The sequence below is a fragment of the Martelella lutilitoris genome (assembly GCF_016598595.1).
GTDB classification, from domain to species: domain Bacteria; phylum Pseudomonadota; class Alphaproteobacteria; order Rhizobiales; family Rhizobiaceae; genus Martelella; species Martelella lutilitoris_A.
In genome coordinates, this window is the sequence record NZ_CP066786.1 from 2,128,957 (window position 1) to 2,151,171 (window position 22,215).

17 protein-coding genes are annotated in these 22,215 nt (G+C 63.3%); 4 read left to right on the forward strand and 13 right to left on the reverse strand.

Annotation, left to right across the window (positions count from 1 at the left end):
* Positions 1–43: 43 nt before the first annotated feature.
* From JET14_RS10030 to JET14_RS10040, 3 genes are read left to right on the forward strand one after another with little or no spacing between them, the layout of a single operon-like run.
* Entirely contained in the window at positions 44–1,039 is a 996-nt protein-coding gene (locus JET14_RS10030; RefSeq protein ID WP_200337887.1) for a FecCD family ABC transporter permease, read from the forward strand.
* Positions 1,036–2,049, forward strand: a complete 1,014-nt coding sequence (locus JET14_RS10035; protein WP_200337888.1) for a FecCD family ABC transporter permease — start codon at positions 1,036–1,038, stop codon at positions 2,047–2,049. Before JET14_RS10030 ends, JET14_RS10035 begins: the two co-directional genes overlap by 4 nt.
* Complete coding sequence (locus JET14_RS10040; RefSeq protein ID WP_200337889.1) at positions 2,042–2,842, forward strand: ABC transporter ATP-binding protein; 801 nt, start codon at positions 2,042–2,044, stop codon at positions 2,840–2,842. The genes JET14_RS10035 and JET14_RS10040 overlap by 8 nt, the downstream gene beginning before the upstream one ends.
* 32 nt (positions 2,843–2,874) lie before the next feature.
* On the opposite strand, the gene JET14_RS10045 is transcribed toward JET14_RS10040, so the two are convergent.
* A complete protein-coding gene (locus tag JET14_RS10045; protein WP_200337890.1) occupies positions 2,875–3,813 on the reverse strand; it encodes an ABC transporter substrate-binding protein in 939 nt (312 codons plus the stop codon).
* Between the two features lie 371 nt (positions 3,814–4,184).
* Positions 4,185–4,583 carry a winged helix-turn-helix transcriptional regulator gene (locus JET14_RS10050; RefSeq protein ID WP_200337891.1) on the reverse strand — a complete coding sequence of 133 codons (399 nt, stop codon included), beginning with the start codon at positions 4,581–4,583 and terminating at the stop codon, positions 4,185–4,187.
* Between the two features lie 143 nt (positions 4,584–4,726).
* On the opposite strand from JET14_RS10050, the gene JET14_RS10055 reads away from it, so the two are divergent.
* The gene (locus tag JET14_RS10055; RefSeq protein WP_200337892.1) at positions 4,727–5,608 is read left to right on the forward strand and encodes an SDR family oxidoreductase; all 882 of its coding nucleotides are present in this window, start codon (positions 4,727–4,729) and stop codon (positions 5,606–5,608) included.
* Positions 5,609–5,668: 60 nt separating this feature from the next.
* Here the strand turns inward: JET14_RS10055 and JET14_RS10060 are convergent, their stop codons facing one another.
* The 11 genes from JET14_RS10060 to JET14_RS10110 form a co-directional block, all read right to left on the reverse strand.
* Positions 5,669–6,421 (reverse strand): pyridoxine 5'-phosphate synthase, encoded by a 753-nt coding sequence (locus JET14_RS10060; RefSeq protein WP_200337893.1) that lies wholly within the window; start codon positions 6,419–6,421, stop codon positions 5,669–5,671.
* Positions 6,422–6,709: 288 nt separating this feature from the next.
* Entirely contained in the window at positions 6,710–7,810 is a 1,101-nt protein-coding gene (locus JET14_RS10065) for a glycoside hydrolase family 88/105 protein (protein WP_200337894.1), read from the reverse strand.
* Positions 7,811–7,823: 13 nt separating this feature from the next.
* Positions 7,824–10,319, reverse strand: a complete 2,496-nt coding sequence (locus tag JET14_RS10070; RefSeq protein WP_200337895.1) for a hypothetical protein — start codon at positions 10,317–10,319, stop codon at positions 7,824–7,826.
* Positions 10,312–11,568 carry an HAD family hydrolase gene (locus tag JET14_RS10075; protein ID WP_200337896.1) on the reverse strand — a complete coding sequence of 419 codons (1,257 nt, stop codon included), beginning with the start codon at positions 11,566–11,568 and terminating at the stop codon, positions 10,312–10,314. Before JET14_RS10075 ends, JET14_RS10070 begins: the two co-directional genes overlap by 8 nt.
* Positions 11,565–12,620, reverse strand: a complete 1,056-nt coding sequence (locus JET14_RS10080; RefSeq protein WP_200337897.1) for an ABC transporter ATP-binding protein — start codon at positions 12,618–12,620, stop codon at positions 11,565–11,567. The genes JET14_RS10075 and JET14_RS10080 overlap by 4 nt, the downstream gene beginning before the upstream one ends.
* On the reverse strand, positions 12,617–13,657 hold the full coding sequence (locus JET14_RS10085; RefSeq protein WP_200337898.1) for an ABC transporter ATP-binding protein: 1,041 nt from the start codon (positions 13,655–13,657) through the stop codon (positions 12,617–12,619). Before JET14_RS10085 ends, JET14_RS10080 begins: the two co-directional genes overlap by 4 nt.
* Positions 13,658–13,665: 8 nt before the next feature.
* Positions 13,666–14,802, reverse strand: a complete 1,137-nt coding sequence (locus tag JET14_RS10090; protein WP_200337899.1) for an ABC transporter permease — start codon at positions 14,800–14,802, stop codon at positions 13,666–13,668.
* A 7-nt stretch (positions 14,803–14,809) separates the two neighbouring features.
* The gene (locus tag JET14_RS10095; protein WP_024709476.1) at positions 14,810–15,796 is read right to left on the reverse strand and encodes an ABC transporter permease; all 987 of its coding nucleotides are present in this window, start codon (positions 15,794–15,796) and stop codon (positions 14,810–14,812) included.
* A 108-nt stretch (positions 15,797–15,904) separates the two neighbouring features.
* Complete coding sequence (locus tag JET14_RS10100) at positions 15,905–17,818, reverse strand: ABC transporter substrate-binding protein (protein ID WP_200337900.1); 1,914 nt, start codon at positions 17,816–17,818, stop codon at positions 15,905–15,907.
* Between the two features lie 158 nt (positions 17,819–17,976).
* Positions 17,977–19,041, reverse strand: coding sequence for a LacI family DNA-binding transcriptional regulator (locus JET14_RS10105; protein WP_200337901.1), 1,065 nt, complete (start codon positions 19,039–19,041; stop codon positions 17,977–17,979).
* A 24-nt stretch (positions 19,042–19,065) separates the two neighbouring features.
* On the reverse strand, positions 19,066–22,164 hold the full coding sequence (locus JET14_RS10110; RefSeq protein WP_246750589.1) for an alpha-mannosidase: 3,099 nt from the start codon (positions 22,162–22,164) through the stop codon (positions 19,066–19,068).
* Positions 22,165–22,215 lie beyond the last annotated feature (51 nt).

A 22,215-nucleotide genomic window follows, 5' to 3' on the forward strand; every position in this document is an offset into this window, starting at 1 on the left:
CGCACTCCGCAATGTCAAATCGTCCCCGGAAGGATGGAACGTCGTGATACGCACCTTGCTGCTGCTCCTGCTGACATTGCTGATCGCCGTGATTGCCAGCCTGCATCTCGGCGTCCACGTCTATGGGCCGGCAACGGTATGGCAGGCGCTTTTTGGCGGCGCGGAAAGTTCTTCCGAAATCATAGTCCGGACATTGCGGCTTCCGCGCACGCTCAACGCGGTCCTGACCGGCGCCGCGCTCTCGCTCTCAGGTCTTTTCATGCAGGCCGTTACGCGTAATCCCCTGGCCGAGCCCGGCCTTCTTGGCGTCAATGCGGGAGCCGCTTTCGCGGTTGCCTTTGGCCTCGTGCTTCTGGGCGCCGTTTCGATCGCCGGAATCGGGCTTCTGGCAATTGGCGGGGCGCTTGCGGCGGCAGCCCTGGTATTCGGGCTTTCGGGCGCGCTCGGACCAGCCGCAGGGCCGACGGGAATACTTCTTGTCGGGGTCACGGTCACGGCAATGCTGGCCTCGCTTACGCAGCTTGTCCTGCTCATCGACGAGACAGCGCTCGAGACCCTGCTGTTCTGGCTTTCCGGCGGCTTCGCCGACCGGCCCCTGCCGCTCCTTTCTATCGGAGTCGGCGCGCTGGCGATCGCCTTCACCGGCGCAGCCGCCCTTTCGACCTCCATCGACGCGCTGCAGCTCGACGATCAGAGCGCCAGCGGTATCGGCGTCGATGTGGCCCGCACGCGCCTTTCGGCGCTGACGCTGGCAGCCCTGCTGTCCGCCGGCGCCGTCGCCATGTCCGGTCCGGTGGCCTTTCTCGGCCTGATCGCGCCGCATATCACCCGCCGGCTGATGGCGGCCCGCCCGGGTTTCCTGGCCCTGTCGCTGCTGGCCATGCTGACCGGCGCGATCATTGCCGTCCTTGCCGATATTCTGGCGCGGCTGATCGTGGCGCCGGGCGAAGCGCCCATCGGCGCGGTGCTGGCCTTTGTCGGCGTGCCGTTCCTGATCCATCTTCTGAGAGCAAAACGGCTGCGCGGGGTCGGCGTGTGAAGACCGGTCCGCTCCCCATAGCCGCACTGCTCGTGATCCTGGCCGGCGGCCTGGTTGTCGCGACCGGGCTCGGCTCGAGCTTCATCGGGCCTTCAAGGGTTGCCGCCGCGCTTCTCGGCAATGGCAGCCGGACCGATGAGATCATCGTGTGGACGCTCCGCTTGCCACGCGTTGCGCTGGCCACGCTCGCCGGCATGGCGCTCGGTCTGTCCGGCGCGATCCTGCAGCGGGCGTTGCGCAACCCCATGGCCGCCCCCTCCATTCTCGGCGTGACCGATGGCGCCGCACTCGGCGTGGTTACCTTCCTGTGGTTTTTCTCCGACGACGCCAACGTGCTGACGGTTTCGATCCACTGGCAGCCGCTGGCGGCCGTCGCCGGCGCGTTTGCCTTCGCGTTTCTCGTCGGCCTGCTGACGGTGGCCGACCGGGCCCGCAACGATCCGGTCCGTCTCATTCTCTATGGCATTGCCCTTGCCGCGCTCGCCAAGGCCTGCGTCACGCTGATGATGATCGTCGGTCCGGTCTATCGCGCAAGCCAGGCTCTGCAATGGATCACCGGGTCGGTCAACGCCGCGCACTGGATGGATGTCGGCGTCGTGGCCGCGGGGCTCGCGCTCAGCGTTCCGGTCCTCATTCTCATGCGCCTGCCGTTGCGGCAGATCGTCCTTGATCGGCAAACGGCGATCACGACGGGATTGCAGGTCAACCGTCACCGGATCGGGCTTCTGGTGCTCTCGGTGATGCTGACCGCCCTTGCGATCTCGCAGGTCGGAGCCATCAGCTTCGTCGGGCTGATTGCGCCGCACGCCGCGCGGCTGTTCCATGGCCAGTTCAGGTCGGGTTACCTTCTGGGCAGCGCACTCATCGGCGGCATCCTGGTGCTTGCCGCGGACACGTTTGCCCGAACGATCGCCAGCCCGCTGGAGCTTCCGGCAGGCGCCGTGACCGCGCTGATCGGCGCGCCGCTGTTCCTCTTACTCATCTTACGGAGGCAAGTCCGCAATGGCTGATACGCTCGCAACCCTTTCGGCGCTCTCAGCCAGTTATGACGGGTTCAGCGCGCTCGACAACATCGACCTCACCTTGCCCGAGGAAGAGATCATCGCCTTCTGCGGGCCGAATGGCAGCGGAAAATCCACCGCGCTGAAGGTCCTGCGGGCGCTCCATATGCCGCAATCCGGCAATGTCAGCGTGGCCGGGCGCCCGCTTTCCCACTGGACGTCGCGGGAGCTTGCCCGGGAGATCGCCATGCTCAGCCAATCACCCGAGGCGCCGCCGGACATGACGGTCGAAGATCTCGTCATGCTTGGCCGCTATGCCCGGCGCAGCCGTTTTTCCGCGCCGTCTGCCGAAGACGGCCGGGCCATTGACGGCGCGCTGGAGACGACGGGAATGACGGCCTTGCGCGCGCGCAGTCTCGGCCAGCTTTCCGGCGGACAGCTGCAACGGGCGTGGATCGCGATGACGCTTGCGCAGGATGCGCCCCGCATCTTCCTCGACGAGCCGACCAATCACCTCGATATCGCGCATGCGCTGGAAATTCTTGATCTCCTGCGGATGCTGAACCGCCGGGAAAAACGCAGTTTCGTCATCGTTCTGCACGACCTCAACCACGCACTGCGCTATGCCGACCATGTCGTCCTGTTCAAAGACGGCAGGATCGCTGCCCAGGGGCGGACAGGCGAGGTACTGACCGAATCACTGATCAGCCGCGTTTTCAGCATCGACTGCCGCATTCTGTCGCTGCCGGGCGAGGAAATGCCCGTGATCGTACCCTTCACCCGTCGCGGAACGGCGAAATAGGGCCGCGGTCAGTGGCTTCGGCGCTGCAAGTGTTAAGGCTTGCTGCCTTCGCCTGATATCGGCGGCAGCGACACGGCGTAGATATCGGCAAGGTCATCCAGCATGGCCTGCGCCGCAAACCAACCGCCCGCCGTCGCCCAGACGCCGTCATCCACCTCGCTTACCCGGCCGTCCCGGACTGCCGGCAGGCGTGCCCACAAGGGGTCGGAGAGAAACGCGGCAGCCGCCTCCTCGCCCTTGCCGTCGCCTCTGTCATAGGTCAGCCAGAATATCCGATCGCCATCCATATCAGGGATGCTTTCACGCCCGACCGCGATGGAAAGTCCGTCACCCTGCTGCTGCACGGGGCGGGAGAAGCCGACATCGGCCAGCACATGACCCAGAAAGCTTCCCCGCAGATAGAGATAGGTCTGGCCGGGCACGAAACGGACCACGGAAACGCGCTCCCCGGCGTGTTCTCCAAGCCCGCCGCGCAGAGCTTTCACGCGGTCCTCATAGGACGCGAGCGCCGCCTCGCCTTCCGTCTGCCGATTGAGCGCGCGCGCCACAAAGGCGAGATTGTCCTTCCAGGCGCCAAGGCCTTCCACGAAGACCGTCGGCGCAATGGCCGAGAGCTGACCGTAGATTTCCTCATCCCGCTTGCGGCTGCCGATGATGAGATCGGGCTCAAGCGCCGCGACCAGCTCAACATTCACGGCAAGCTCCGTACCAAGGTCTGCCGTGTCGGAAAGCCTGTCGCCAAGATGCGGGTACCAGGGATCGCCATACCAGGAGCGCGTCGCGCCGACCGGCCTGACGCCAACGGCAAGGGCGGCCTCGGTGGTTTCATTGGTCAATGTGACCACCCGCCGGGGCTCCGACGGCACCTCGGTTATGCCCATCGCGTGTTCGATCGTGTTTTCGGCCCGTGCAAGTCCGCCTGCGGCAAGACAAAGGACGAAGAGCGCGGCAGCAAGAAGTCTGAAAGGCATCAGGAGAATCCGGGAGCTGGGGAACACAGTCTCTTTTCTTGAGTATAATAATCATATTTGTCAATGATCATCGACCGCGGCATTCCCTGCGGTCTTCGCCCCCGACCGCCTCAACGCCCGCATCGAGAGGCACGGTTTGCGAAGCCGGCCGGATGCCGCGCCCGCCATTGCGTCTGGCCCCGTTCATGCACGGCGCTGATGGCAGGCTCCCCCGCTTTCGCCGCTTTCATTCGCCGTCTGGATTGAAAACGCGCGAAAATTAACCATATCGGGGAACAAGAATGACATCGCCGTCGTTAAGGCGGTATATCTTCCAAACGACCTCCAACAGGCACCCCGGCATTCCCCTGCGCCGGGGTGTTTGCTTTTGATCAGTCCCCGCTCGCTTCGGCGTCGAAACGCCTCCTTGCCGCGTGAACGCGGTCGCGGTTTTCCCTAGCCCAGACGACGACGCCCTGCCAGGCGGCAAGAAACGAGGTCCCCTCCTCCGTCAATGCATATTCCACCTGCGGCGGCTGCGTCGGATAAACCTTGCGGGTGATGTATCCGTCCCGCCGGAGATCGGTCAGGGACTTCGTCAGCATGCGCTGTGAAATATCGGGGGCAAAACGCTTCAGTTCGGAAAACCGCCGCGGGCCGTCGCTGAGCGCCAGAAGCAGAAGCGTGCTCCACTTGCCGGAAACACGGGCGAGCACGTCCCGCACGGGACAGGACTCTAATTCTCCCGCTCCCAGAAGAGCCTCCGTCCGCTCGCCGACACTCTTGTCCATCGATCAAAACTCCCGTCTGCAGGCACAGGGATGTAACCCCGGCACAAAATGATGCCTTCTTTACAATCGCCGGACGATCCATACATGAAGTTCAGTCTCGTTTCGAGACCATATCTCTATCGGGCATGATGAAAGGACAGATCATGACGGACAACACGATTCTGGTGACGGGCGCCTCGGGCAAGCTTGGACGCGAGACGCTGGATATTCTGCTGGCCTCGGGAAAGGCGGCCGACCAGATTATCGCCACAACGCGCACGGTCGAAAAGCTGGCAGACTATGCGAAAAAGGGCGTGGATGTGCGCCGGGCGGATTTCAATGACCCCGCCTCGCTGGCAGAGGCCTTTGCCGGCGCGACACGGATCGCGATCATCTCCACAGACGCGATCGATCCGGGCTCTGACCGAGTCGTCCAGCACGCCGCCGCCGTCGAGGCGGCCAAGAAGGCGGGGGCCGAACACCTCGTCTACACATCGCTGCCGGATCCCGAACACTCGAAAATCAGTTTCGCGCCCGACCATCTGGGCTCCGAAAAAGCCGTCATCGCAAGCGGCCTCTCCTACACCATCCTGCGCAACAGCTGGTATCAGGAAAACCTGCTGATGAGCCTGCCGCATGCCTTTTCGCAAGGGGTATGGGCGAGTGCTGCCGGCGACGGCAAGCAATCCTTCATCGGCCACGAGGATTGCGCCCGCGCCATCGCGGCGGCGCTTCTGTCCGACAGCGACGAGAACAGCATTCTGACGCTGAACGACGGTGATAGCCGCACGGTTGAGGACATAGCCGTGCTTGCAAGCGAGATCACCGGCAAGCCGCTGAAGGTCGACCACATCAGCAGCGAGACCCTGCGCGAAGGCCTCGCCGCGGCAGGTCTGCCGCCCTTCGTCATCGACCTTTCCGTCAGCGCCGACGAAAACATCCGCGCCGGCGGCTTCAATATCGTCAATGACGACTTCGAACGGCTTACCGGCAGGAAGCCGCGTTCGTTGCGCGCCTTCTTCGAGGAAAACAAGGCCGCTTTCTAGGGCGTTTGGCAAACCCATCAGCATGCCCGGTTTCGGCCGGGCATGCAGCCGTCGCGCGTTTCAGACGTGTTCCCCGCAGGCGCGGCGGAACCGGCGGACCGTTTCGGCCATGCCGTATTCCAGTGCGTCGGCGGTCAGCCCATGGCCGATCGACACTTCGGCGAGATGCGGAATATGGTTCGCCAGCAGCGGCAGGTTGCCGACCGTCAGGTCGTGTCCCGCATTGACGCCGAGGCCGAGTTCAAGAGCGATAGCAGCGGTTTCGCCGAGCTGCGCGGCAATCGCTTTCTGCTGTTCCGGCCGGTCATAGGCGCCGCCATAAGGCCCTGTATAGAGCTCGATCCGGTCTGCGCCGCTGTCGCGCGCGGCCTCAAGCTGCGCCCTGCCCGAATCGCCATCGGCAAACAGCGAAACGCGGATTCTCTTCTTCTTCAGCCGCGCGACGGTGCGCTTCAGAAGATCGCGACCGGCGATGAAGTCCCAGCCGTGATCGGAGGTCGACTGGGCAGGGTCGTCCGGCACCAGGGTCACCTGCTCCGGCTGGCTTTCCAGACAAAGACCGATGAAATGATCGCTCGGAAAGCCTTCGATATTGAACTCCGCCTGCGGAAACTCGTCATCGATCAGGGCGCGGATAACCGGAAGATCTGAAAAACGGATATGGCGCTGATCGGGCCGGGGATGAACCGTCAGTCCATAGGCGCCGGCGTCAAGCGCGATCCTGCCGAGATGGCGCACGCTCGGCCAGGGCAAATCCCGGCGGTTTCGCAGCTGGGCGATCGCATTGAGGTTGACGGACAGTCTCGCGGCCATTTTCTCCTCCGTTTGTCAGAGGCGCCATTCATATATCCAGCGACGGATTTGCCGAAATGTTTTTTTCGCGATCTTCACCGACCGGCCTGACCCCAGCGACGAAATGTGCTGGACGCAAGCACCACATGCGAAATACATTAGGATTTATTTTCATATAGATATGGAGACTTTCTAACCTGATTTGTGATAATTGCCCCGGATCAGGACGGCCATAAATCCATCCCATGCCGCAGCCGCTCCGGGCGCACGCCCGAAAGACGAACCGGCGCGACCTCTTGCGGCAAGCATTCACGAGACCCGCGAGCGTTCCGTTTCCGCCGACAGCGCCAGCGCGTCAACCAGCATCAGCATGGTCAGCGCCTGGCCATAGGGCGCAGGGATATCGGGAATACGGCGATAGAAGTCGAGCGTGTGGCCCATCGGCGTGCCGTCGGAGACATGAGCCACGATGCCGTCATCGCCGATGCAGCCGAGAACGGCGCGAAACGCCTTGTCGGCAACTGGGCGGAAAGTCCGCGGCAGGATGCCGAGCGAAATGCCTCGGGAGATGCCATAGGCGATGCCGGCAGTCGCCGATGCCTCGATCGGCGCCGAGGGGTCGTCGAGAAGGGTGTAGAAAAAGCCCTCCTCATTCTGCAATTCGGCGAGCGCCGATACCTGAGACGACAGAACATTCGTCAGATAGCGATGCGTTGCCGGCGGCAGGGTCTCCACGATCGAAAACAGTTCGGGAATGGCGATCGTGATCCAGGAATTGCCGCGCGCCCAAAGCGCGTTCGCGAAATTGTGGCGTCCCTTGAAGGTCCAGCCGTGATACCAGAGGCCGCTCTTCGCGTCGCCGAGATAGCGGGTGTGGATCATGAACTGATACACCGCCTCCTCCACCCAGTCGGGCCGGTCGAAGCGCTTGCCGGCGCGCGCCAGGAACAGGCATGTCATGAACAGCGTGTCATCCCACAATTCGCCGTCATTCATCCGCTCCTTGACCACGTGCTGGAAGCCGCCGTCCTCGGTGCGGGCAAGCCCCGTCATCAGCCATTCGGCCCAGTCCTTGACCAGCGCCTCCCATTCGGGCCGGTCGACATCGTCGATCAGGAAGGAGAGCGCCAGCATCGGCGCCGTGGAATTGACCTGGCGCGGCGGCAGGCCGCGCGAAATCTGCCACTCATACCAGTCGGCAAGCGCGCCGATCAGGTCCAGATCGCCGGTCTGGCAGGCATGGCGGTAAAGCCCGTAGACGCCGACTCCGATTTCCCAGTCCCACTCGTCAAACTGGATCGAGAATGTGCCTTCGGTGATCGGCGCTGTTTCGTTGATGCCTCTGATCCGCGAAAGGCCGGTGGCAACGTTTTGAAGATAGCCGAGAAGTTCCTGTCTGTCGTGGTGCATTGTTCTTGTCTTTTCAGTTCGGAGCCGGCACGGCGAAAGCTGTGAGCCAGGCGATTTCAGGCGTTTGCGACTCGGTCGGAAAAGGCGCGTGCCGCCCCTCGACGAAAAGGCCGTCGCGATAATCGAGACGAAGCGCGGGCGTGAGCGGCCCCTCGCAGAAGAGGTTCGGAGAATCATCCGAGAGGCGGAGGCTCGTTTCTTCGGCCATCGCGGCAAGCTCGGCCAGTTCCCGGCCGCCAAGGGCGCCGACCATGATCGCCCAGCCGCTGCGCTTTCCCCGGACGCGATGCTCGATGCCCGCCCCCGGTCCTTCGCCGACCGGCTCGATCGGTCCCGTCGCCTTCAACGCGACGAAGCTTTCCCCCGAGCGCAGCACCAGGAAATCTTCTCCCGCGATATGGTCGTCGAAGACGGAGAGCGGCGCATAGGCATGGGTGAAGGCAAGGCGCGGGTTTTCGCCGAGGTCGCTCAGGAACAGGCAGCAGTTCCGGTGCTGGCCGACGCGCGGCATGACGCCGTTGCCCGCCCAGTAGGACGGCCTGTCCGTGCCCCAGGGGTCGTCCGCGCCCGGGTGATTGACCCAGACGCGGGCCATGGGATGACCTGCAGCCTGCACGTCGATGAGGTGCTGCTGGTGGCCTTTTGCACCGGGCGCCGCATCGATGCTCGCGGAAAGCTGCACGCCTGCGGTCTTGTAAAGCGCAAGCCGGGCCGCCCGTCCGTAGCCCTGCACGTAATGGGCGGAAATTGCCCGGCCTTCGGGCGGGTCGACGAACTGGCCAACATCTTCAGGTGGAACATAATCGCCGGCACAGAACATCGGCAGCGCCGCCACACCGCGATTGAGCCAGCCGGTTCCGAAGGCGATGGTTGCAAAGGGCGCGAGTTCCGACAGCGGCCCGGCGCGCAGCTCCTTGTCATAGGCCCTGCCCATCGACCCGGCGGAGACGCCGTTGATTGTGTGCAGCGCGATCATGGAAAACAGCCGGTCGAGAATCGTCTCGGCCCGCGCCCTGAGCCCCTCACCGGCAAAGCGCTGCAGCGCCAGAAGGCCGATGAAATCGATCGGGTAATAGGCCGCCGAGTTCCATTCGGCGAGACCGTGATCCTCGACCGCATCGAACCAGCGCGCGAGACGCTTTTCCGCGAGGGCAGCATGCGCGCGCCCGTTCATGCCGGAATTGGCAAAGACGTTCTCCGCGAACAATCCGCCGGCGATCAGTTCAGCGACATGGAAGCAGAGGACGTGGTTCTCGCTCCAGAACCACATCGTGTCATTGCCCGGCTCGTCCATCCAGTAACGATAGCCGAGAATGGCCGCCTCGATGCGCGTACGAAGTGAAGGCGGCAGCGCTTCGCGATGATCGGCATAGATCCACAACAGCGGAACGATGACGAAGTCCGAGCAGTCCCGCCGCGTGTCGATCGCATCGAGCGTGTCCTCGAGCGCCGCGCGGTCGCCCTCGTCGAGATCGCGGCCGAGCGCAAGGCGGGCCAGAACGCGCCCGATCCTGAGTTCGCCGTGCTCCGCGAGCCAGGAAAGCCCCGCCCGCTTGCGCGCGTCGAGATCGCCGGTCAGACGCTGCGGCCTCTCATCCCGCAGAAGCGCGAAGGCAATCGTGCGGTTGATGCGGCTTTCGCCGAGCGAAAACGCGATATTCAGTTCGTGATAGCCATCGGGAAGACCCTCAGGCAGGGCGAATGCCACCTCCTTATCGCCAACCGCAAGCGTCGATACCGCCTCGAACAGCGGCGGCAGATGGCGCATGTGGACGCTCTGATGCACTTTCGCCTCGATTGTGACGGCCGATGCCGCGGGCTGGTCGACGACAAGACGCAGATCCTCGCCTTCGCCGAAGACGACGTGGGCCGGCCGGATGGCGCGGGCAAGCGCCATCAGCATTTCAAGCGTCTTGCCATCGGCGTTACCAGGCACTTCCGCCGCAAGCGGCCCCTCGCCGAGCCAGGTCAGCTCGACGAAATAATTGGTGTCGCGCTCGGCGATTTCCTCGACCAGCATGACCAGATCGGAACCGCCTTGTGCCAGCGGCAGGACGATTTCCGTCTCCTGCGCCGCGTTGCGGGTATAGGGCTCGAAGGCTGCGATCTTCTTGCCATCAACGAAGATGTGGACGCCGCCGCAGGTGGTAAGGCGGAAGGGGTAACTGCCGCCTGCCGGCGGGATGAGCCGGGTGCGGACCCAGCGGGAAAGCCGCGTCGGGCGGTGCCAGAAACCGGAGAATTCCAGCCTGCGATTGAAGCCCGGAAGATTGGTCGAGACGATCTCGAAATCATCATCGAGCGCAACCGTGCGGCCGGCGATTTCGGCGCGAACCGCGGTCCGGCAGGGCAATTCGCCGACATCGACAAAGCCGTTGATGAACTTGTAGTCGACATTGTCCACACCGCGCGTCACCGCTCCGGGATAATAGCTGGCTTCCAGCCGCCCCAGGGCGAACGCGGTCACGGTCTCGCCCGTGTGCGTAACAAAGCATGCGCGTTCAGACATGTTCATTCTCCCGGACAGGCAGGCAAAGTTCGATGGCCTCGATCCTCGAAACCAGTTGGTCGAGCCGGTCGATGCGGAAATGCGGCTCCTCCGAGGCATCCGCCGGCACATGGGTCCGCCGTTTCGACCAGCCGACGAAGAGGCTGATCAGGCCGAAATCATTCGCGCCGCGAATGTCGCGGGCAAGATTGTTGCCGACCATGATGATGCGGGACCGGTCGCCGTCGCCGAGGCCAAGGCCGGCAAGGGCTGCGGAAAACATCTTCGGCGATGGCTTGTTCTCGCCGACATCGCCCGAAATCGCGTGGCATTCCATCAGGTCCCAGATGCCGCGGGGCTTCAGCATGTTCTCGAAGGTCTCGCGCGGTCCGTCGGCAACCAGCGCCAGCCTGTAGCCGAGTCCGTGGAGCGTGCGAACCGCGTCCATGGCGAAGGGAATCTCCTCTGCCTGAACCACCACTTCGCTGCCGGGCTTCTTCACCTCGGTCGCCTCGTCGATCAGCGTGTCGCCGCAATCGAGGAACACAGCGGCGAGATGCGGCACCCTCCCGGGAAGCGCCGCGATCAGCGCTTTCATCCGCTCGGGTATCCAGGCCTCAAGCGTTTTCCACGGCATGAGGACCGGTTCTTCGGCCGTCACGAATGCGAAGCGCGGAACAAAGGCGGCCCGTTTCATGGCGAGCCTTGCCAAACGGTGTTCCCCGACTGACGCGCTCCAGGCACCGGCCTCGGCAAATGCGTTGCCGGCATGAATGCCGCCCGCGCCTGCCTCACGGCCGCACATTTCGGCAATCTTCGAACCGCTCATGGACTGCATGATCCGGGAAACGCCCCAGAGCGCGTGTTTTCCCGGTTCGACATAGAGCACCGGCCGTCCGTTGCGCATTTCCGGCAACCCGCTGCCATCATCGATCGAGACGCGCATGCCATGCATCGATCCCTCGACCCGAATGACATCGCCTCGCCGGTCGAGATGGACCCAGACGTGCTCGAGGTCGTAGAGGTGCTGGATATCCCAGTCATGCCAGATCGCGTATTCGATCACCGCGCCGCGGTCAGGCGGCGTCAGCCGGAATTTCGACGAAGGAGACTTTTGAGCCTCCCGGACCACGCTGTAGCCCATCGCCAGCGGCGGCGCGGGCTCGGCCTGATCGAGCATCAGCACCGGGCGATGCCTCTCGGCCAGCGCGAAGTCCGCGTCGCGCACGTCCGCGGGCGGCGCGGGATCGGCAACGGAAAACAGCGTCATGCCTCGGCCCCGTCTGCGACGCCTCGAAGCGTCAGCGTTTCGGCGTAATGGCAGCGCACCGCACGGCCATCGACCTCACGAAGCTCCGGCTTCTCGGCGGCGCAGCGCTCCGTCGCATAGGCGCAGCGCGGGTGAAAGGCGCATCCCGAGGGCGGGTCGGAGGCATCCGGCACCTCGCCCTTCAGCACGCCGCGCCTCTCCGACGAACGCTTGCGCGGATCGGGCTGCGGCACAGCCCCCAGAAGCGCTTCCGTATAGGGATGGCGCGGACGGGAGAACAGTCGGTCGGTCTCCCCGAGTTCGACGATCTCGCCGAGATACATGACCGCGATCCGGTCGGAGATGTGCTCGACCATGCCGAGGTCATGGGTGATGAACAGATAGGTGAGATTGAACTGCTCCTGCAAATCCTGCAGGAGATTGATGTTCTGGGCCGCGACCGACACATCGAGCGCGGAGACGGCCTCGTCGGCCGCGATGAAGGCCGGCGAAAGCGCCAGCGCGCGGGCAATGCCGATCCTTTGGCGCTGGCCGCCGGAGAAGGCATGCGGGTAGCGCGTCGCGTATTCGGGTCTCAGGCCGACGAAGGACAGAAGCTCGCCCACCCGCTTGGCGATTTCGTCCTTGGAATAGCCATGCACCACCATCGGCTCGCCGATGAGGTCGAGCAATGTCATGCGCGGATTGAGCGAGGAATAGGGATCCTGGAAGATCATCTGCATCTCGCGCCGCACCGGCCGCAGTTCCTTGTCGCTCATCGCCGAGATGTCGATCACCTTGCCGTCTTGCTCGCGGAAGAGGATCTGACCGCCGGTCAGCGTGTAGGCCCTGAGAATCAATCGGGCGACGGTGGATTTGCCCGAGCCGCTTTCGCCGACGAGGCCGAAGGTCTCGCCCTTGCGGATGTCGAAGCTGACGTCATTCACGGCGCGCAGCACCTTCAACTCGCGCCCCTTCTTCCCGCCCTTGACGGTGAAGTGCTTTTTCAGGCCGCGCACGGCGATCAGGACGTCGTCGGGCATGGAAAGGGTCTTGTTGGTGGCGTCGCTCATTGTCCGGCCTCCGGCAGTTTTCCGGCAAAGTGGCACAGCGCCTCCTGTCCACGCTCGAAAGGCACGCGCGGCGGCGTTCTGACGGAACAGACCGATGGATCGGCGTAATTACAGCGCGTGTGAAACACGCAGCCGGAGGGAATGTTGTAGGGGTCGGGCACCGAGCCCTTGATAACGCTCAGCCGTCTCTGTTTCTTCTGGCCGAGACGCGGAATGGAGCCGAGCAGCGCCCGCGTGTAAGGGTGCTGCGGATTGTAGAAGATGTCGTCGACAAGCCCCGTCTCCACCACGCGGCCGAGATACATCACCGCCACCCGGTCGGCGATGTCGGCGACCACCCCGAAATTGTGGGTGATGAAGACGATCGCCATGCCGAGTTCCTGCTGCAGCGATTTCAGCAGTTCGAGGATCTGCGCCTCCGTGGTGACGTCAAGCGCCGTGGTCGGCTCGTCGGCGATCAGAAGTGCGGGATCGCAGGCAAGCGCGAGCGCGATCATGGCGCGCTGACGCATGCCGCCGGAAAGCTGGTGCGGATAGCTGTCGACAAGGCGTTCCGGCTGGGGAAGCTGCACGCGCGCCAGGAGATCGATCGCGCGGGCGCGCGCCTCCTCCTTGCCGACGCGACGATGCAGCATGACGGTGCGCATGATCTGGGTGCCGATCGAATGCACGGGCGAAAGCGCCGTCATCGGTTCCTGAAAGACCATGCCGATCCGTCCGCCCCGCAACTGCCGCATCAGCCGGCTGTCGCGCCTCAGCCCGTCAAGCCGGTACTCCGTGTCTCCGTCCGGATTGAAGCGGATCTCCCCCTTCCCTTCCTCGGCATTCCTGGCCAGCAACCGCATGATCGCCCTGACCGTGACCGACTTGCCGGAACCGCTCTCGCCGACGATGCCCAGCACCTCGCCGCGATCGACATGATAGTTGACGCCGTCGACCGCTTTCACCAGCCCGTCGCGGGTCTTGAAGGCGACCTCGACTCCGTCGAGTTGCAGGAGCCGCTCCGGAGGCATTTTGTTGTTCGTCTTGTCCAGCATGGAAAAACCTATTGTCCGTAGGGGTCGGCCGCGTCACGCAGGCCGTCGCCGAGGAAATTGAAGGCCAGCACGACCGCGACCACGGCAAGTCCGGGCGCAAGCAGCCAGGGGGCGAGCGAGATGGAACGGAGGTTCTGTGCATCCTGCAGAAGCACGCCCCAGGAGACGACGGGAGGCCTGAGGCCGAGACCGAGGAAGGACAGCGCCGTCTCGCCGAGAATCATCTCCGGCACGGCAAGCGTCATCGCCGCGATGATGTACGAGGTCATGGCCGGCAGCATGTGTTTGGTGATCACCCGGTATTCCGAGGCGCCGGCAAGGCGGGCGGCCATCACGTAGTCCTCGGATTTCAGCGAGAGGAAACGGCCGCGCACGACGCGGGCGAGATGCGTCCAGCCGATCAGCGCCAGAATGAGGGTGATCAGCACATAGACGAAGAGCGGGTTCCAGGCGATCGGCAGGGCCGCCGCAAGCCCCATCCAGAGCGGAATGGTCGGCACTGAGCGGATGAACTCCATCATGCGCTGGATCGCCGTGTCGATGAAGCCGCCGTAATAGCCTGAGATGGAGCCGAAGAAGAGGCCGAGCACGAAGGCGAAGAACACGCCGATCAAGCCGGCCGACAGGGTCACGCGCGCGCCGTAGACGAGGCGCGAAAACAGATCCCTCCCAAGGGAGTCCGTGCCCAGAAGATTGACCTTCTGGCGGCGGGCGTCGATGCCGAAGAGATGCAGGTCGGCCTTCCAGATGCCCCAGAACCTGTATTTCTCGCCATGCACGAAGAACTTGATCGGCAGTGGCTTGGACTTGTCGACGACATAGGTAACGCGTGCCGTCTCCGGATCGCGCGTGCGCTTCAGTTCATAGACAAAGGGCCGCGTCAGCTCGCCCTCATGGACGAAGCGCACCATCTGCGGCGGCACGAAGGTTTCCAGCCGTTCGATGGAATCAGGGGCATAGGGCGCGACGATTTCTGCGAAGATCGCAACGAGATAGGCCAGAACCAGGAAGATCAGCGAAACCAGCGCGAGCCGGTGCTGGCGGAAGCGCCACCACATCAGCTTCCAGGAATTGGCGGTGTAGATGCCCTGTTCGGCCGTCGCCAGTTCGTTTTCCTCTGCGTAAACGGAAGTCTCGTAGGTCATGAAGGCCTCACGCGTAACGGATGCGCGGGTCGGACCACGCAAGAAGAATGTCGGAGAGCAGCGTGCCGATGACGGTGAAGACGCTGAGGATGAGGATAAAGGCGCCGGCGAGATACATGTCCTGCATCTTCAGCGCCTGCAGCATCAGCGGTCCCGTGGTCGGCAGGTTGAGCACGACGGCGGTGATCACGTCGCCGGAAAAGAGCGCCGGCAGCGCCCAGCCGACCGTCGAGATGAACGGATTGAGCGCGACGCGCACCGGATAGCCCCAGACCACCTGGCGCTCGGAAAGCCCCTGCGCATAGGCCGTTTCCACGTATGGCTTGCCGAGTTCGTCCAGCATATTGGCCCGCATCACCCGGATGAGGCCGGCCGCGCCGCCCGTCGCCAGCACCACGATCGGGATCCAGACATGTTCAAGGATGTTGCCGATCTTCGCCAGCGACAGCGGCGCGCCTTCGAAACGCGGCGAGATCAGGCCGCCGACATCGATGTTGAGCCAGGCAAATCCGATCCACATCAGGATCAGCGCCAGCAGGAAATCGGGAATGCCCTTGCCGAGAAAACCGAACACGGTGAAGACATAGTCCAGGATCGAATACTGCCGCTGGGCCGAATAGACGCCGATCGGGATGGCGATGATCCAGGTGAACACCAGGGACAGCGACGACAGCAGCAGCGTCAGCGCCAGGCGTCCCCAGATCAGTTCGGAAACCGGCGCGTTCCAGTGGAAGGACTGGCCGAAATCCCCGTGGAGAAGGATGTTGCCGATCCAGCGCACATATTGCACGAGTATCGGATCGTTCAGTCCGAGTTGCGTGCGGATCGCATCTTCCTGGGCGGCGGTGATGTATTCACCGCTGTTGCGAAGCTCGGCAGCATAGGCGGTGACATAATCGCCCGGCGGAAGCTGAATGATGATGAAGGATATGAAGGAAACGACGATCAGGGTCGGAATCGCCCATAGAAGCCGTCGCCAGAGGAAGTTTGCCATCGTCTGCTCTCCGCATTGCCACCCACCGGCCGCCCGCGGACAAACGGGCGGCCGGCCGGCTCCGCATTCTCGCGGAACCCTTGCTCGGGAGGGAGCTTTGCCTGTCGGTTACTGCTTGTTCTGGTCGATCCAGAACTGCTGGGTCTGACCGAGGCCCACGCCGCGCGTGATGTCGTCTTCGACAAGCCCGTTGCGGACATTCATGAAGTCGTTCTTCACGATCACCGGGATGGAAACCTCGCCAACCAGACCGATGACATAGCCTTCGTCGACGAAGGCGCCGATCATGCTGTTGAGCGCGGCATCGGCTTCTTCCATGGATCCGGCGACGGAGGCCTTCTCCCAATCCGCCCAGATCTGGCGGATCACGGCATCCTGCGGCGGCTCGATACCGGCTTCGCCGTCGGTCTCGTACCAGGCGTAATATTGCTGGGCGTAGCTGTCATTGCCCATGATGTTGCGCGGGTCGGCGGAGACGACCGAGAGGCGGTCGACGGGCGTATACTGGATCTGGAAGTTGTTGTTGTCGCGATTGTCGTCCCACTGGGTGCGGTCGATGATGCGCGGCAACAGCTCGATGCCGATATCGCGATAATAGTCGGCGGCGATCTCCAGTATCGGCGCTGCAAAATCCTGGTAGGCCTCGACCACGATCTGCAGCCGCTTGCCATTCGGAAGCAGGCGGAAATCGTCGTCGTCGCGCTCGCTCAGGCCGATCTTGTCCAGAAGCTCGTTGGCAAGGTCGGGGTCATATTCCGTCCAGTGCGTTTCCCATTCGGGGTTGAAATAGGGCGAGCCGGAGATCGGGGACACCGAGCGGGCCTCTCCGAGACCGGCAAAGCCGAGCTCGTTGATCGTTTCGCGATCGATCCCGACGGAGAGCGCGTGGCGGAAGTCCTTGTTGGAGAAAAGCTTGTTCAGCTGTTCGTCCTGAACGTTGAGGTTGGGAACGAACGACCAGACATTGGCCGATTTCCACGTGCCGACGTGGTAACCGCCCTTCTCCTCGTTCTCCTTGTAGAAGGTGAAGTCGCTCGAATTGACGTAGCGCATCTGCATGTCGATCTGGCCCTGAACGATCATCAGATTGAATGAGTCCGCCGCCTCGAAAAGACGATGCTCGATGCGATCGATATAGGGAAGCTGGTTGCCCTCCTGGTCGACGGCCCAGTAATAGGGGTTGCGTACCATGGTGACGACATTGCCCGGCGCGGGCGTCTCGATCTTCCAGGCGGTGATCACCGGCAGGTCCGGATTCTGCCACCATGAGGTGACCGGCCCCTTGGAGCCCCAGAGATCGCTCCAGCGCTGGACGCCGAACTCCTCTGCCGCCTTCGAGAGCTCCTCAGCGCTGGCGTAATGATCGTTATACTGGCTCAGATAATGGCTGGGGAACAGGAAGGACGGGCGGTCCAGGCTTGGCTCGCCGGTCGAATCCTTCGCCAGGATATTCAGGAAATAGACATAAGGCTGCGCGAAGCTGACGGTGAAGGTGCGGTCATCCTTGACCTCGAGCTTCATCGGCTCGCCGCCCGGCGAGAAGGTCGGGTCGATCGTCGGCGTCAGCGCCTTGTTGAGGAAGACGTCCTTGTACCAGAACTCGACATCTTCGGTGGTCACCGGCGCGCCGTCGGACCATTTCAGCCCCTCGAGCAGCGTGAAGGTGAACTCCGTCGAATCCTCATTGACCGCGTAGCTCTCGATATAGGCGGGCACGAGCGTGATGTTGCCGTCCGCGTCGGGCACATATTTCAGGACGCGCTCTTCCAGCAGCTTGGTCGGCCCCCAGCGATCGCCGGGACCGCGATAGGCGCGGTGCCAGACACCGCCATATTCGCCAACCTCAACGGCATCGACCACGGTCGGGTTCGCCGGCAGACGCTCATCGACCGGCGGAAGCTCGCCCGCCTCAACCATGGCTTTCAGCATCGGCGATTCCTGAAAGGCATTGGCGGCCTGCGGAATGGCGACGCTTGCCAGAAGGGCAAGCGTAAGCGTGCCGGATCGTAAAAATTTTTGCATTGATATCCTCCCATCGAAACATGAAATGGCACAGCAAACCCTCGACTTGCCGGCCTCACCCCAATTTCTGAACCTTTTTAACAAGGAAATGCGGCATTTATCAATAAAAAAATTCCATGAAAGCGAAATGCGTTCCATTTCAATTCATGAAATTTTTTTTATTCAATGTTCTGAGACGGTTGGGCTGTCGGCGGCGATATGCTTTCGCGCAATACCAGATCGCAGCCGAGTTCCAGGCGGTGGGCGGCGCGCGGCCCCTGCCCGCTCTTCGCGCGCGCTTCCAGAAGATCGAGTGCAGCGCGCCCGAACTGCTCGAGCGGCACGCTGACGGTCGTGAGCGGCGGACTGTGGAGTTCGCCGAGCGCCACGCCGTCGAACCCCATGACGGACAGATCCTCCGGCACGCGGAGCCCGGCCTGTTTCAACGCGCGCATGGCGCCGAAAGCGAGATTGTCGGCGGCGCAGAACAGAGCGGTCGCGCCCTCGCGGTCGGGATGGGCTTCAAGCCAGGCTTTCACCGCCGCCTCGCCATGCCGCGGCTCGAACCCCTCCGCCCTGATGACGAGCGCGTCGGAAAGCGGCAGACCGCGGTCGCGGAATGCGTCTAGAAATCCGTCCACGCGGCGCTCCACCGTCTTGCGCCCGGACCATGTCAGATGAACGACCCTGCGATGGCCTCTGTCGAGGAGCAGCCGGGTCGCCTTCAGCGCGGCAAAGCGATTGCCCGGCGTCACGCTGTCGATGTGCATGTTCGGGTCTTCGCCGTTGATCAGCACGGAGGGAATGCCCGAACGCCCGATCGCGTCGAGAAGCGCGCTGCGATCATCATTGATGACGATGATCCCGTCCGCCCTGGCGGCGCGCGCCTCCGCGCCGACACGGCCCACGGGGTCGTCGCGGCGCAGCGTGTGCGGCACCAGGCGCACCCCGCGCGCCTCGCAGTCGCGCGTCAGGGCATTGAGGATCGTCCACGAGACGAGATTGACGTCGCTGTCCGGCAGGGCGTCCTCAGGCACGGCGAGAAGCGCCCTGTTGACCGCATTGATTGAAGCCCTGGCGGAGCGCCGCGCCAGATAACCGAGGTCCCGGGCGGCGTCCAGCACGCGTTCGCGCACTTCCTCCGAAATCGGCGCCGTGCCGTTCATCACATGCGAAACGGTCGAAATCGCCACGCCGGCGCGCTCGGAGACCTCGCGCATGCCGACCTTATCGCCTTTGGCCATATCAGTTCCCCTCGGCGTGCTCTCTCATTCCCGCTCCAGCTTCAGAGTCTTGATCTCGAACGGAGCAAAACCAAGCGTCAGAATACCCGCTTCCGGACAGAGGTCGACAACAGCTTCCTCCAGCAGATCGACTTCCCTCGCTTTTTTGACGGCTGCGTCAAGCGTCAGCCTTGCGTTCTGACGCGCGCCGCGCCGCTCCCAGAGCCGCACCACCAGTCCGCGGCTATCCTCGGCGCGCTTGACCGATTCGACGGCGATCGCGTCGTTGTCGACGGAGAACGGCGGCGTAAGCTTTGCTGTGGAACCATCGCCGCTGCCTGCAACCGGCATCAAAGGGTGATTGAAGGCCTCGGCCGCGAGAGAAACGGAGCCGAGCCCGTCATGCGGCATGATGGCATAGCGGAACCGGTGCTCGCCCTGATCCGCCTCGGGCCAGGGATAGGTCGGCGACCGCAGCAGCGTCAGCCGGATCGTCGTGTCGCGGGCGTCGTAGCCATATTTGCAGTCATTGAGCAGCGCAACGCCGAAGCCGTCTTCGCAAAGCGAGACCCAGCGATGCATCGGGCTCTCGAATCGCGCCTGGTCCCAGCTCGTGTTGGCATGGGTGGGCCGGGTAACATGACCGAACTGGATCTCGGCATCGCAATCCGCGGTGCGAACGGCCAGCGGAAAGGCGGCCTTCACCATCGTATTGTGCTCGCGCCAGTCGATGAAACTGTCGAACTCCAACGCCCGGCTCTCCGCTTCGAGTGAAACGACCTCGACGATGCGCGAGGCCTCGTAGCGCCATTCGAAGCGCAGGGCCGCGCGATACGGACCTGTCTCGACGACCTCGGCCTTCACCAGCCCGTCGATCTCGAAGACCTGATCCTCGAAGGTGCGGTCGATATCCCACGCATCGAACTGTTCCGGAAAGTCCCGGTAGGCCTGCAACCGGTTGGCAACGCCTGTCAGGCACTCGCGCCCGCTCTTCTTGTCGACCAGCGAAACGAGACGTCCGCCGGCGTCGAATTCGGCGCGCAGGAACGCGTTCTCGAGCCGGTTCGGCGTGACCGCAAGCCCGCCATCGCCCGCCGCCGGTTCGGGTGATGCGGCCAGCGTCAGGCGCACGGCGCCAAGCCCCGGAATGGCATCGACGGGAACCGCCTGCGAAAGCGTGCCGTCTGCCGCCACCAGGACCTGCGAGCCGCGATCGCCAAGCCGGAGGGGGGCCTCGGAGGCAATCCTGACCAGACCGCCTCTCGGCCTTCCAAGCGCGTTGACCAGGAGCGTCTCGCCCTCGCTCGCGACGCAGGACGCAAGGCGCCGTCGCAACGCTTCCGCACGGGCGAAAAAGGTCGCGTAGTCCTCATCGCTGTCGTCAAACACAAGCCCGATCGAGGAGCCGGGGAGAATATCGTGAAACTGGTTAAGCAGCGCGATGTCCCAGAGCGCCCTGATCTCAGCCTCCGGATAATCGATGCCGGCGGAGAACCACGCCAGACTCGCAAGCGCTTCCAGCTCCCGGAGCATGGCCTCGGCCCGCCGGTTGTTGCGCTTCACCTTGGCAACGGAGGTGAAGGTGCCGCGGTGGAATTCGAGATAAAGCTCCCCGACCCAGACCGGATACTCCTTCGGGCTTTCATGCATTCGTCCGACGATCCGTTCGAGCACCGGCCCCATGAAGCCCTGCGACACGCGCGGGCAGCCCGGGATACCGCGTTCCATCCGCCGGATATGCTCCAGCATTTCCCGCGTCGGCCCGCCGCCGCCGTCGCCGAAGCCGTAGACGAGAAACAATTCGTCATTGGTCTCCTTCTGGGCGTAGCGCCGCCAGGCGCCCATCACATGGCTCGCCTTCAGGTCCGGACAATAAGTGGTGCCGATCGAGGTGCTGTCGGCCGGTTGGGTGGTCAGGAAATATGTCGGCGCGCGGGTGCCGTCGATCCCCTGCCAGAAGAACACCTCGCCCGGCATGCGGTTGGTATCGTTCCAGGAAAGCTTGTGGGTAACAAAGACCGTCAGCCCGGCGAGTTTCATGATCTGCGGGATGGCGGCGGAGTAGCCGAACGTATCCGGCAGCCACAGGATACGCGGCCGCACGCCGAATTTCTCGACGTGATAGCGGACCCCGCGCAACACATGCCGGACAAGCGATTCGCCGGAGGTGATATTGGCGTCGGGCTCGAGCCACAGAGCCCCCTCGATCTCGAACCTGCCCTCGCCGTGCTGTTCCCTGATGCCGGCGAAAAGCGCCGGATAGTCCTGTTCCAGATAATCGAGCAGCAGGCCCTGATTATACATGAAACGGTATTCGGGATATTCCCGCATCAAAGAGAGCGCCGTCGCCATGGACCGCGCCATCTTCTGCCGCGTCTCGCGAATGCGCCACAACCACGCGACATCGATATGGGTGTGACCGGTGACGGTGATGTGCGGGGCGATCTCGGTATCGCCGGCCATGTATATCCCTTCCGCGATCGCGCTCGCCGTCTCGAGGCTCTCGGCAAACCGCGCGGGATTTCCGGGCCTGAAATCCACCGCATTGATGGCCTGATAGACGGTCTTCAGGATAAAATCCCGGCGATGGTCGTTGATATCGAGATGCTTGGCGACGTCGAGCGGCGCGCGCAGATCGTAATAGAGCGCCTCCGCCTCAAGGTCATGCACCAGCAACCGCCCGGCAAAGCCAAGCTGGCGGCGATCCTCGATCGTGCCGGCCTCGATCATGATGTCGAAACGCTCGCCGCCGCACGCCCTGGCAGTCAGAAGGATCTCGCGGTGGTTATAGTCCGCGCCCTGGACGATCTCGCCGTTGACGCGCACGAGGCATTGCGGATCGGAGCGCCCCATCACCCGCCCGAACATCGCCTCGATGCCGAGGCAGATCCTTTTTCCTTCAAGAGTATCGGGTATCCGCACACTGCCGGCAAACCAGAAATAGCTCTGCGGCTCGCCCCAGACGGTGTCCGGCGTCACCGGCGACCAGTCCTCATGAGGACCTTGCAGCATGAGCGCCCGCTCCGAAGGCGGCGCCTGGCGGTAGCGGAGATCAACGGTGGTTTCCGTCGGCGTGAAGATCCGCTCCGAAAGCAGTTCCACGAGATGAAAGATCTTCGAATAATTGGCCAGAATGTCCTCCATCCCTGCAAGGCAGTGAAATTTTTTACACTGCCATCGCTTTTCTTTTTTCAT

What these genes read in the sequence shown, in the direction of transcription:
- JET14_RS10040 (WP_200337889.1), top strand. Translation starts at nt 2,042, where the DNA reads ATGGCTGATACGCTCGCAACCCTTTCGGCGCTCTCAGCCAGTTATGAC.
- JET14_RS10045 (WP_200337890.1), bottom strand. Translation starts at nt 3,813, where the DNA reads ATGCCTTTCAGACTTCTTGCTGCCGCGCTCTTCGTCCTTTGTCTTGCC.
- JET14_RS10050 (WP_200337891.1), bottom strand. Translation starts at nt 4,583, where the DNA reads ATGGACAAGAGTGTCGGCGAGCGGACGGAGGCTCTTCTGGGAGCGGGA.
- JET14_RS10055 (WP_200337892.1), top strand. Translation starts at nt 4,727, where the DNA reads ATGACGGACAACACGATTCTGGTGACGGGCGCCTCGGGCAAGCTTGGA.
- JET14_RS10060 (WP_200337893.1), bottom strand. Translation starts at nt 6,421, where the DNA reads ATGGCCGCGAGACTGTCCGTCAACCTCAATGCGATCGCCCAGCTGCGA.
- JET14_RS10065 (WP_200337894.1), bottom strand. Translation starts at nt 7,810, where the DNA reads ATGCACCACGACAGACAGGAACTTCTCGGCTATCTTCAAAACGTTGCC.
- JET14_RS10070 (WP_200337895.1), bottom strand. Translation starts at nt 10,319, where the DNA reads ATGTCTGAACGCGCATGCTTTGTTACGCACACGGGCGAGACCGTGACC.
- JET14_RS10075 (WP_200337896.1), bottom strand. Translation starts at nt 11,568, where the DNA reads ATGACGCTGTTTTCCGTTGCCGATCCCGCGCCGCCCGCGGACGTGCGC.
- JET14_RS10080 (WP_200337897.1), bottom strand. Translation starts at nt 12,620, where the DNA reads ATGAGCGACGCCACCAACAAGACCCTTTCCATGCCCGACGACGTCCTG.
- JET14_RS10085 (WP_200337898.1), bottom strand. Translation starts at nt 13,657, where the DNA reads ATGCTGGACAAGACGAACAACAAAATGCCTCCGGAGCGGCTCCTGCAA.
- JET14_RS10090 (WP_200337899.1), bottom strand. Translation starts at nt 14,802, where the DNA reads ATGACCTACGAGACTTCCGTTTACGCAGAGGAAAACGAACTGGCGACG.
- JET14_RS10095 (WP_024709476.1), bottom strand. Translation starts at nt 15,796, where the DNA reads ATGGCAAACTTCCTCTGGCGACGGCTTCTATGGGCGATTCCGACCCTG.
- JET14_RS10100 (WP_200337900.1), bottom strand. Translation starts at nt 17,818, where the DNA reads ATGCAAAAATTTTTACGATCCGGCACGCTTACGCTTGCCCTTCTGGCA.
- JET14_RS10105 (WP_200337901.1), bottom strand. Translation starts at nt 19,041, where the DNA reads ATGGCCAAAGGCGATAAGGTCGGCATGCGCGAGGTCTCCGAGCGCGCC.
- JET14_RS10110 (WP_246750589.1), bottom strand. Translation starts at nt 22,164, where the DNA reads ATGGAGGACATTCTGGCCAATTATTCGAAGATCTTTCATCTCGTGGAA.